This window comes from Methylobacterium sp. B1, assembly GCF_000333255.1.
GTDB lineage: Bacteria > Pseudomonadota > Alphaproteobacteria > Rhizobiales > Beijerinckiaceae > Methylobacterium > Methylobacterium fujisawaense.
The window spans coordinates 1-10425 of sequence record NZ_BACT01000040.1 but is presented as its reverse complement, the minus strand read 5'-3'; the positions used below and the strand labels follow the sequence as shown (position 1 = coordinate 10425).

Genomic DNA, 10425 nt, shown 5'->3' with positions numbered 1-10425 from the left:
CCAGGATCTATTCGAGGCTGTCGGCAAGTTCGCCGTCGGCGACATGAGCCTGGAGGATCTGGACGAGCTGGAGCAGGTCGCCTGTCCGTCGGCCGGCGCCTGCGGCGCGCAGTTCACCGCCAACACGATGGCAACCGTCTCCGAGGCGATCGGCCTCGCGCTGCCTTACTCGGCCGGCGCCCCGGCCCCGTACGAGATCCGCGACAAGTTCTGCGCCACCGCCGGCGAGAAGGTGATGGAGCTTCTCGCGAATCGGATCCGCCCGCGGGACATCGTCACCCGCAAGGCGCTGGAGAACGCCGCCACCGTAGTGGCCGCCTCCGGCGGCTCCACGAATGCCGCCCTGCACCTGCCGGCCATCGCGCATGAATGCGGCATCGAATTCACGCTGTTCGACGTGGCGGAGATCTTCCGCCGCACGCCCTACATCGCCGACCTGAAGCCCGGCGGGCGCTACGTCGCCAAGGACATGTTCGAGGTCGGCGGCATCCCGCTGCTGATGAAGACGCTCCTTGACCACGGCTTCATGCACGGCGACTGCATGACGGTCACCGGCCGCACCATCGCCGAGAACATGGACCGGGTGACCTGGAACCCGGACCAGGACGTCGTCTACCCGGCCAACCGGCCGATCACCCCGACCGGGGGCGTCGTGGGCCTGAAGGGCAACCTCGCCCCCGAGGGCGCGATCGTGAAGGTCGCCGGCATCCCGGCCGAGAAGCAGGTCTTCACCGGCCCGGCCCGGGTGTTCGACGGCGAGGAGGCCTGCTTCGCGGCCGTGCAGTCGCGTAGCTACAAGGAAGGTGAGGTTCTCGTCATCCGCTACGAGGGGCCCCGGGGCGGTCCCGGCATGCGCGAGATGCTGTCGACCACCGCGGCGCTCTACGGGCAGGGCATGGGCGACAAGGTGGCGCTGATCACCGACGGGCGTTTCTCGGGCGCGACACGCGGCTTCTGCGTCGGCCATGTGGGACCCGAAGCCGCCGTGGGCGGTCCGATCGGCCTGATCCGCGACGGCGACGTCATCACCCTCGATGCCATCCAGGGCACGCTCAGCGTCGCTCTCTCGGACGAGGAACTCGCCGAGCGGCGGAAGGCCTGGACGCCGCGTCCGAACTCCGCGACCTCCGGCTACCTCTGGAAATACGCGCAAGGCGTCGGCCCGGCGCTTTACGGCGCCGTGACCCATCCGGGAGGTGCCAAGGAGACGCAGAGCTATGCGGACGTCTAGGACTGACCTCAGCCGGCGCAGGGCGCCGGTCGGGGCCGATCCCGGTCGGTTCCGGTTCGCCCGCGGCCTCGCCGTCGCGACCTGGGCGCTCGCTTTGCTTGCGCTCCCGGTCGAGACCTCGCGTGCGCTCGACGCCAATGTCCGCACGCCCGTTCAGGTGCCGGTCGCCGACAAGAGCTATCGCTCGGCCAAGGACGCGCTCCGGGCCGGCATGCGGGAGTACAATGCCGGCGACAAGCAGGGCGCGGCCCGCGCCCTCGAATACGCGGCCGGCCAGGGCCACGCCCTGGCTCTATGGAAGCTCGGCCGGATGTATGCCGACGGCGACGGCGTGCCCCATGACGACTTGAAGGCGTTCGAGTTCTTCTCCCGGATCGCCGATGCCAGCACCGATGACGGCCCCGACCCGCAGAACTCGGCGGTTCTGGGCAGCGCCTTCACGGCTCTGGGCACCTACTTCCTGGAAGGGATCAAGGGCACCTACGTGCGCCCGAATCCCGAACGCGCTTACGACATGTTCAACTACGCCGCGTCGTACTACGGAGATCCCAACGCGCAGTACAATCTCGCCCGGCTCTACCTCGACGGCACGGGCGTCGAGGCCGATCCGAAGCAGGCGGCGCGCTGGTTCAACCTCGCCGCCGAGAAGGGCCACCATCCGGCGCAGGCACTGCTCGGGGACATGCTGGTCAACGGTCTCGGCGGGATCCCGATCCAGCGGGTGAGGGGCCTGATGTGGCTTTCCCTCGCGCGGGAAGGGGCCGAAGCGCGGAAGGACGATTGGATCGTCGCGCTCTACGACAAGAATTGGGCGGCCGCGAGCGAGGACGACCGCGCCGAGGCGCAAACGCAACTGCAAACCGTGGGCTCGATCCGGCGGCGGCGCTGAGCGCCGCCGCCGGATCGCCCGGCCGGTTCAGCCCTTCTTGGCCTCGAGGGCGGCCTTGAACGACGGCCGCGCCAGCGTGGCGTCGACATAGGCCGCAAGCTTGGGCCAGCGGTCGGCATCGACCTTCGCCTGCGCCAAGTGCAGATTGTAGAAGCTGGTCGCGACGGAGATGTCGGCGATGCTGAACGCGTCACCGACCAGATACGGGCCCGAGATCTCGCGCTCCAGATAGTCGAACAGCGGCGGCAGGTCCGTGTCGAGCGCCTGGGCGACCGCACCTTCGTCGGTCGGCTGCTTCATCATGTTGGGTTTCAGCACCCGCTGGACGAAAGGCACGATCAGCTTCGCGAACAGTTCGGTGTCGCCGAACTTGTCGAACCAGACGGCGCGGCCGAGCGCCTTCGGTTCGGTCGGAACGAGGGCCGGCGTCGGGTGCTTTCGCTCCAGATACCAGAGGATCGCCGAGGAATCGGCAAGGCGGAAACCGTCGTCCTCGATGGCTGGGATCTTCCCGAGCGGGCTCGCCGCCTGGAAGTCGGCATCCGGCGCGTGGAACATCACAGGCCTGTGCTCGTAGGCGATGCCCTTCTCGGCAAGCGAGACCAGGACCTTGCGGACGTAGGGCGAATAGCCGGTACCGTAGACGATCAAGCGTGGCTCCTGAGCTGAAAGACGGGCGGCGACCGGACTGGTCGCTGCGCCCGCCAACATGGGTTATCTTTTCAGCCGGCCGTCAGTTCCACCGTCACCGGCACATGATCCGACGGCTTATCGAGCCCGCGCAGATGCTTCTGGACCGAGGCCGAGACCAGGCGGTCGCCGGCCTGGGGCGACAGCAGCACGTGATCGATGCGGATCCCGGCATTTCGCTGCCAGCAACCGGCCTGGTAATCCCAGAAGGTGTAGAGCCCATCGCGCGGGTCGCAGGCGCGCAGCGCATCGGTATAGCCCTCGGCGAGAAGCGCCCGGAACGCCGCGCGGGTCGTCCCGAGAAAGAGCGCGTCGGAGCGCCAAGCCTCCGGATCGGCCGCGTCGGCAGGTTCCGGGATGACGTTGTAGTCGCCCGCCAGCACCACCGCGATCTCGTCCTGCAGGAGTGCCCGGGCGTGGAGCCGCAGCCGCTCCATGAAGGCGAGCTTGTAGGCATATTTCGGGCTGTCCACCGGATTGCCGTTCGGCAGATAGATCGACGCCACGCGGACCGGGTGCGTCTCCGCGCCGGAGATGAGCGCCTCGATGTAGCGGGCCTGCTCGTCCGACGCATCGCCCGGAAGCCCGCGCCGGATCTCGGAGAGGGTGAGCGGTTCCCGGACGAGGAGCGCCACGCCGTTATAGGCCTTCTGGCCCAGCGTCTCGACCGTGTAGCACGCCGCCTCGATGTCGGCCCGCGGGAAGGCCTCGTCCTGGCACTTGAGTTCCTGCAGGCAGACCACGTCGGGCCGCGCCTCCTCGAGGAACGCGAGAAGATGCGGGAGCCGCTGCTTGATCGAATTGACGTTCCAGGTGGTGATCCGCATCGCCTCGCTTCCGGTCGCCGCCGGGCCGTCATCCGCGCTTCGCGTCGCGCTGACAAGGCCATCCCGGCGCAAGGACGGGGATCTAGGGTCGGCGGATGGACTGGTTCGAGCCGGTGAGAGCCTATTGCGAGCGCGGCGGTCCGCAATTCTGGGCCGAGCCGGCCAACGCCCTGTCGAACGCGGCTTTCCTCGTGGCGGCTGCCGCTGCTGCACGACGCGCCTCCGCAGCCGAGCCGCCGGACCGAGCCGGCCTCGCCCTATCCGCCCTGGTCGCGGTGGTGGGCATCGGCTCGTTCCTGTTTCACACGCTGGCGGTCTACTGGTCGATGCTGGCCGACGTGATCCCGATCGCCCTGTTCATCTACGCGTATCTCGCGCTCGCCCTGCGGCGATTCCTGAGGCTGGCGCCGATCCGGGTCGCTGCGGCGACGGGGGGCTTCGCGCTCCTCGGCTTCGCCCTCACGCCCGTGCTCGACGGGCTTTACGGCCTCGACGTCGCGCGGCTCACCAACGGATCGGTCGACTACCTGCCCGCCCTGCTGGCGCTGTTCGGGATCGCGGGCGCGGTCACGCGTCGGCCGGAGGAGCGCTTTCTCGGGACTGGGCGGCGGCTCGCCGGGATCGGCCTCCTGTTCCTGATCTCGCTCGCCGCGCGGACCGCCGATCAGGCCGCCTGCACGCTTCTGCCGACCGGCACCCATCCGCTCTGGCACGTGCTGAACGCCGTCATCCTCTACGCCCTGGTGGCGACGGCGGTGCGGCACCGCGAGTCCGCCGGGTGAGCCGTCCGGCGATCCGGGGCCGTTTCCTTGCGGGCGGTGCGGAATTCTTGCAGAAGTGCGCCGCATCGGGCGCCCGGCCCATCACGGTCGCCCGGGTACGGAAGGGGTCATGACAGTGAGCTTTCGCCTCGGGATCGCCGGACTCGGGACCGTCGGTGCGTCCGTGGTCCGGATGGTCGAGCGCCGCCGCGCCGCCTTCACCGCCGCGGGCCTCGATCTCCGCGTCACGGCGGTGTCCTCGCGCGACCGCACCCGGGACCGCGGCCTCGACCTCGCCGGCATCGAATGGTTCGACGATCCGGTGGCGCTCGCCCGGTCCGGTTCCGTGGACTGCGTGGTCGAGCTGATCGGCGGCGCCGAAGGACCGGCCAAGGCGGTGGTCGAGGCGGCGCTGGATGCCGGCAAGCCGGTGGTGACCGCCAACAAGGCGCTGCTTGCCCGCCACGGTGCCGCCCTCGCCACGCGCGCCGAGGACAAGGGCGTAGCCCTCGCCTTCGAGGCGGCGGTGGCCGGCGGCATCCCGGTTATCAAGACCCTCCGCGAGGGCCTGCCGGGCAACACGATCTCCCGCGTCTACGGAATTCTCAACGGCACCTGCAACTACATCCTCAGCCGCATGGAGCGCGAGGGCCTGACCTTCGAGGCCTGCCTGAAGGATGCGCAGGCCCTGGGCTACGCCGAGGCCGATCCGACCTTCGACGTCGAAGGTTTCGACACGGCCCACAAGCTCGCGATTCTGACGAGCCTGGCCTTCGGGACCGCAGTCGACGCCGAGGGCGTGTCGGTGGAGGGCATCTCCCGGGTGCAGCCTCTCGACCTGCGCATGGCGGACGAGCTCGGCTACCGGATCAAGCTCCTCGGCGTCGCGCAGGCGGCCGAGGCGGGCATCGAGCAGCGGGTCCACCCGACGATGGTGCCGAAATCCTCCGCGATCGCGCAGGTCATGGGCGTGACCAACGCCGTGACGATCGACGCGGATGCGGTGGGCGAGCTGACGCTGATCGGTCCCGGTGCCGGCGGCGAGGCGACGGCCTCCGCGGTCGTGGCCGACATCGCCGACGTGGCGCGCGGCGTGATCCGCCCGACCTTCGGCATTCCGGCCGCCGCGATGCGCCCCAGTGAGCGCGTGGAGATGCAGCGGCACGAGGGCGGCTACTACATCCGCCTCACCGTCCATGATCGCCCGGGCGTCGCGGCGGGTGTCGCTCAGCGGATGGCCGAGCGGGAGATATCCCTGGAGAGCATCCTGCAACGCCGCATCGAGGGCGCGGAGACGGATCCGCACGGCCGCTCCGGACGGCCCGTGCCGCTGGTGCTGATCACCTACGCGGCGACCGAGGGTAACATCCGGGACGCCCTCGACGCGATCGGCGCCGACGGCCTGCTGGCGGAGCCGCCGCAGGTGATCCGGATCGAGCGCGAATAACAGTGCATGCCGGACGGTGATCCGCGAGGCCTTGATGCAGGATAGTGGGCGCCCGCGAACAGGGGTATAGGCTTGGCGGCCGTCATTCGACGGCGTCCACCCGGGATCCGACCTCAAGATCGGGCTCGGACAAAGGCAGGAAACCATGGCTGAGGCCCCCAAGTCGGCATCGCGCGGCGTCCCGCGCACGCTCGCCCTCGAACTCGCCCGGGTCACGGAGCGCGCCGCCATCGCCGCCGCGCGATTGCGCGGTCAGGGCGACGAGAAGGCGGCGGACCAGGCGGCGGTCGACGCGATGCGCGACGAGCTGAACAGCCTGCCCATCCGCGGAACCGTGGTGATCGGCGAGGGGGAGCGCGACCAGGCGCCGATGTTGTTCATCGGGGAGCAGCTCGGTCTCGGCGAGGGGCCGGAGGTCGACATCGCGGTGGATCCGCTGGAGGGAACGACCCTCTGCGCCAAGGACATGCCCGGGGCGATCGCGGTCATGGCGATGGCCGAGCGCGGCTCGCTCCTCGCGGCCCCCGACGTCTACATGCAGAAGATCGCCATCGGGCCGGGCTATCCGCCGGGTCTCGTCGATCTCGACGCCAGTCCCACCGACAACATTGCTGCCCTGGCCCGGGCCAAGGGGGTCGAGCCGAAGCAGATCACGGCCCTGATCCTCGACCGGCCCCGGCACGCCGCCCTCGTGGCCGAGGTGCGGGCGGCCGGCGCGGCGGTCCGCCTGATCTCGGACGGCGACATCGCGGGGATCATCTTCACCGCGAGCCCCGAGGAGACGGGCATCGACATCTATCTCGGAACCGGGGCGGCTCCCGAAGGCGTCCTGGCCGCCGCGGCGATGCGCTGCATCGGCGGCCAGATGCAGGGACGCCTGATCCTCGACACCCCCGACCGGCGGCGCCGGGCCGCCGAGATGGGCATCGAGGATCTCGACCGGAAATACGATCTGACCGACCTCGCGAGCGGCGACGTCATCGTGGCCGCCACGGGCATCACGGACGGGGCGCTTCTGCGGGGCGTCCGATTCCGACCGGACCGGATCCAGACCGAGACGCTGGTCTACCGTTCCGAGGCCGGCACGGTCCGGCGAATCCTCGGCGAGCACCGCCGCGGCTTGACCTGAAGCCGCAGGCCGCTGCCGCCGGTTCTACCGGCGGCGCGGCTGATCGCGGTTCAGCCGGGCATCAATTCAGCACGACCACCTTGGTGCCGACATTGACGCGGCTGAACAGGTCGATCGCGTCTTGGTTGATCATGCGGATGCAGCCCGACGACACGCTCTTGCCGATGGAGAAGGGCTCCAGAGTCCCGTGGATGCGGAACAGCGTGTCCTTGTTGCCCTGCCAGAGGTACATGGCCCGGGCGCCGAGGGGATTGCGCAGGCCGCCCGAGACGCCGAGGCCGCTCTGCAGCTTGTCGACCTCGCTCGCGAGCTTCGGGCTGCGGGCGATCATCTCCTTGGGCGGGTACCAGTCCGGCCAGGCCTGCTTGGAATTGACCGTCGCGGTGCCCGACCAAGAGAAGCCTTGCTTGCCGACACCGACGCCGTAGCGGCGGGCCCGGCCGTTGCCCTCCACCAGGGTCAGTTGGTGGGCCCGCGGGTCGACGATGATCGTCCCCGGCTCGTAGGGCCCGTGATAGGCGATCTCCTGGCGCAAGAAGGCCGGGTTCATTTTCTTGTAGTTGAACGCCTGCACCGGGAACACGTCGTCGGCGATCGGGCCATAGATCTTGGCGTAATCGATCGGCTCGTTGTCGGGCGCGCGCAGGATGGCCTTCGCCTTCGCGGCTTCCAGGGGCGAAAGACCTTCGGCGGGCGGTGCCCCGCCCGGACGGGCCGGGACGGTCGCGTCGGGATCGAAGCTGGCGGCTGGCGGAGCAACGGGCGCCTGGACCGCTGGGGCGGGGCGCACGAAATCCGTGCGGCCCGTATAGGGCAGGTAGCGGCCGCCGCGACGCACATAGAGCGCACCGCTCTGATCCTGATAGAGCTGGCCGTCATCGCCGAACCCGTCGATGCCGGCATCGCCGACCGGGCCGCGGCCCTGGGCGTGAACGGTCGAGGCAAAGGCGAGGACTGTGAAGCCGGCCAGGAGAAGGCGACGGATCGAGGCGGACATGGATCGAAATTCCTCGGGAGGCGACACCGGGACTTGCCGCGGCGCGCAATCGAGCGGGCCTGCACGAAGTCGCGGCGGAGCTCGTCCCGGGGCTTAGCAAAACTCACGCTTTGCCGCCAAGTTGCCGACCGTGATCGAAGGCAATTTACTGGGTCTTCCGGACCGTTTCTCCGCCCCTGTGTTGCGCGCATGCAGCAACCATTACGAGCTGCGGCGCTCACCGATCCGTGATGGCGCCGTCCGGCCGCCCGTTTACTCGGCAGGCCTGCCTCGATGAACGGCAGCGGCTGGATCGATTCCGACACGATCCCGGGCCCGCCCGTTTGGGGCGATCGGCGCGTCGCGCATCAAACCCGACGTGGCACGCATGCTGCATTGCTCGATCAGCCGCGCCTGCTGCGGCGGCGGAGCAACGGCGCTCCAAACAGCGGACGGTGTGAGTCCGGATCCCCGGCATGAGCGACCGCGCAGCGGTTCGCCTCCTTTCGACGAGCACCAGCTATGGCCAGCTTCAAAACGGTGATGAAGTCGGGTCACCCCCCGACGCTGTTCGCGGCATTCCTCTATTTCGACTTCTGCTTCGCCATCTGGGTCCTGAACGGCGCCATGGGCCCGTTCATCACCGAGACCTTCAAGCTCACGCCGGCCCAGACCGGCTTCATGATCTCCCTTCCGATCCTCGCCGGGGCGCTGATGCGCTTCCCGCTTGGAATTCTGGCCCAGTATATCGGCCGCAAGAATGCCGCGATCACCGAGATGAGCGTGATCATGCTGGCGATGGCCTACGGATATCTCTTCGTCTCGTCCTACAACGACGTGCTCGCCATGGGCGTCCTGCTGGGCATCGCCGGCGCGTCCTTCGGCGTCGCACTGTCCCTCGGATCCGGATGGTTCCCACCGGAGCACAAGGGCTTGGCGATGGGTATCGCGGGCGCCGGCAATTCCGGCACCGTGCTGGCCGTGCTGTTCGCCCCGCCGCTGGCGCAGGCCTATGGCTGGCGGACCACCTACGCCTTCGCCGGCATCGTCATGCTCCTGCCGCTGGCGATCATGATCGTGCTCGCCAAGGAGCCGCCGGATTGGGAGCACCAGTCGTTCAAGAACACGTTTCCTGGCTTTTACCCAAGGGACGGTGGGCGTTTCTCGTTGATTTAGGTCATCCCCTTCGGGGGCTTCATCGGCCTGTCGAATTCCTGCCGAACTTTTTCTACGAGCAGTTCGCCGTGACGAAGGTCGAGGCCGGGCGCCTGACCATGCTGGCGGCCTTCATGGGCTCGGGGATTCGGATCGTCGGCGGCTACTTCGCCGATCGGATGGGCGGGATCGCCGTGCTGTCGGTGGTGCTGCTCGCGGCGATCGCCACGCTCCTGTCCCTGACGGCGACCCCGTCGCTGGCATTGACCACGATCCTGTTCATGCTGTGCTTCGCGGCGCTTGGGGCCGGCAACGGCGCCCTCTTCCAGCTCGTTCCCCTGCGGTGGCCCAACAACACCGCCGTCGCCGGCTCGATGATCGGCGAGATCGGGGCCCTCGGAGGCGCCATCCTTCCGAACGTCATGGGCCTGTCCAAGCAGTATACCGGGTCGTTCTCCATCGGCTTCATCGGCTACGCCGCCTTCACGGCGGTCGTGCTCGGCTGCCTCGCCCTCTGGCAGCGGAAGTGGGTCGGAAGCTGGGTCGGGCCTCGCGGCAAGGCCCTGGGCACAGCGACCGAAGCCGAACAGAACCAGCTGCAGCCCGTCACGGCCTGACAGCCCGCGTCGCGATCGCGATCACCCAGAACGGGGGCCCGGGCGGCCCCCGTTTTCCGTTGGGGCGCCCGGATCGATCGCGCGCCGGATACAAGTCGGCGGTTGCGTTCTGCCGCGCGACGCGTTTGAATAATGCATTATGAAAGAGCGTCCGGTCCATCAGCCGAGGCGCCCGGCGACCGCCAGCGGCGGCGCCCCGATGGGAGGAACGGTCGATGTCGAAGCGCATCAGCGCCACGAACGGCGTGCTCGGCCTGCTCTGCGTGATGTATTTCATCACCTATCTGGACCGGGTGAACATCGCGACAGCCGGCGCAGAGATCATGCGCGATTTCGGGATGTCGAAGACCGATTTCGGTCTGATTCTGTCTGCCTTCGCGTATCCCTACGCGATCTTCCAAGTGATCGGCGGGTCGGTCGGCGACAAGTTCGGCGCCCGACGCACGCTGCTCGCCTGCGGCGTGATCTGGGCCGCCGCGACGATCCTGACCGGAATGGTCGGTGGCTTGGTGAGCCTGTTCCTGGCCCGGGTCCTGCTCGGCTTCGGCGAAGGCGCGACCTTCCCCACCGCAACCCGCGCGATGCAGAACTGGACCGCGCCCGGCCGCCGCGGCTTCGCCCAGGGCATCACCCACGCCTTCGCGCGCCTCGGCAACGCGGTGGCGCCGCCGATCGTCGCCTTCCTGATCTTCCATTTCGGGTG

At 68.8% G+C, this 10425-nt stretch carries 9 protein-coding genes and 1 pseudogene; 7 read left to right on the top strand and 3 right to left on the bottom strand.

Annotated elements, in window-relative coordinates; translation table 11 throughout:
• Together I53_RS01135 and I53_RS01130 are read left to right on the top strand one after the other, a co-directional pair.
• Nucleotides 1–1231, top strand: a 1231-nt coding sequence (locus I53_RS01135) for a dihydroxy-acid dehydratase (RefSeq protein WP_043345805.1), incomplete at its 5' end; no start/stop codon positions are given.
• Nucleotides 1218–2120, top strand: coding sequence for a tetratricopeptide repeat protein (locus I53_RS01130; protein WP_043345803.1), 903 nt, complete (start codon nt 1218–1220; stop codon nt 2118–2120). The genes I53_RS01135 and I53_RS01130, both read left to right, overlap by 14 nt.
• Before the next feature lie 27 nt (nt 2121–2147).
• Here I53_RS01130 and I53_RS01125 read toward each other — a convergent pair whose 3' ends face one another.
• Complete coding sequence (locus I53_RS01125; RefSeq protein WP_043345802.1) at nt 2148–2771, bottom strand: glutathione S-transferase family protein; 624 nt, start codon at nt 2769–2771, stop codon at nt 2148–2150.
• A gap of 71 nt (nt 2772–2842) precedes the next feature.
• Nucleotides 2843–3637: an exodeoxyribonuclease III gene (gene xth / locus I53_RS01120; RefSeq protein ID WP_043345799.1), complete on the bottom strand. Its 795-nt coding sequence runs from the start codon at nt 3635–3637 to the stop codon at nt 2843–2845.
• A gap of 95 nt (nt 3638–3732) precedes the next feature.
• On the opposite strand from xth, the gene I53_RS01115 reads away from it, so the two are divergent.
• From I53_RS01115 to glpX, 3 genes are all read left to right on the top strand, one after another.
• The gene (locus I53_RS01115; RefSeq protein ID WP_043345796.1) at nt 3733–4419 is read left to right on the top strand and encodes a ceramidase domain-containing protein; all 687 of its coding nucleotides are present in this window, start codon (nt 3733–3735) and stop codon (nt 4417–4419) included.
• A gap of 109 nt (nt 4420–4528) precedes the next feature.
• Nucleotides 4529–5845, top strand: coding sequence for a homoserine dehydrogenase (locus I53_RS01110; RefSeq protein WP_043345794.1), 1317 nt, complete (start codon nt 4529–4531; stop codon nt 5843–5845).
• Between the two features lie 145 nt (nt 5846–5990).
• Complete coding sequence (gene glpX / locus I53_RS01105; RefSeq protein WP_043345791.1) at nt 5991–6974, top strand: class II fructose-bisphosphatase; 984 nt, start codon at nt 5991–5993, stop codon at nt 6972–6974.
• 61 nt (nt 6975–7035) lie between these two features.
• Here the strand turns inward: glpX and I53_RS01100 are convergent, their stop codons facing one another.
• On the bottom strand, nt 7036–7971 hold the full coding sequence (locus tag I53_RS01100; protein WP_043345787.1) for a L,D-transpeptidase: 936 nt from the start codon (nt 7969–7971) through the stop codon (nt 7036–7038).
• Nucleotides 7972–8472: 501 nt separating this feature from the next.
• On the opposite strand from I53_RS01100, the pseudogene I53_RS01095 reads away from it, so the two are divergent.
• Nucleotides 8473–9722, top strand: a pseudogene (locus tag I53_RS01095) (MFS transporter).
• A gap of 215 nt (nt 9723–9937) precedes the next feature.
• On the top strand, nt 9938–10425 hold a 488-nt coding region (locus I53_RS01090; protein ID WP_043345784.1), incomplete at its 3' end, for an MFS transporter.

What these genes read in the sequence shown, in the direction of transcription:
- I53_RS01130 (WP_043345803.1), top strand. Translation starts at nt 1,218, where the DNA reads ATGCGGACGTCTAGGACTGACCTCAGCCGGCGCAGGGCGCCGGTCGGG.
- xth (WP_043345799.1), bottom strand. Translation starts at nt 3,637, where the DNA reads ATGCGGATCACCACCTGGAACGTCAATTCGATCAAGCAGCGGCTCCCG.
- I53_RS01115 (WP_043345796.1), top strand. Translation starts at nt 3,733, where the DNA reads ATGGACTGGTTCGAGCCGGTGAGAGCCTATTGCGAGCGCGGCGGTCCG.
- I53_RS01110 (WP_043345794.1), top strand. Translation starts at nt 4,529, where the DNA reads ATGACAGTGAGCTTTCGCCTCGGGATCGCCGGACTCGGGACCGTCGGT.
- glpX (WP_043345791.1), top strand. Translation starts at nt 5,991, where the DNA reads ATGGCTGAGGCCCCCAAGTCGGCATCGCGCGGCGTCCCGCGCACGCTC.
- I53_RS01100 (WP_043345787.1), bottom strand. Translation starts at nt 7,971, where the DNA reads ATGTCCGCCTCGATCCGTCGCCTTCTCCTGGCCGGCTTCACAGTCCTC.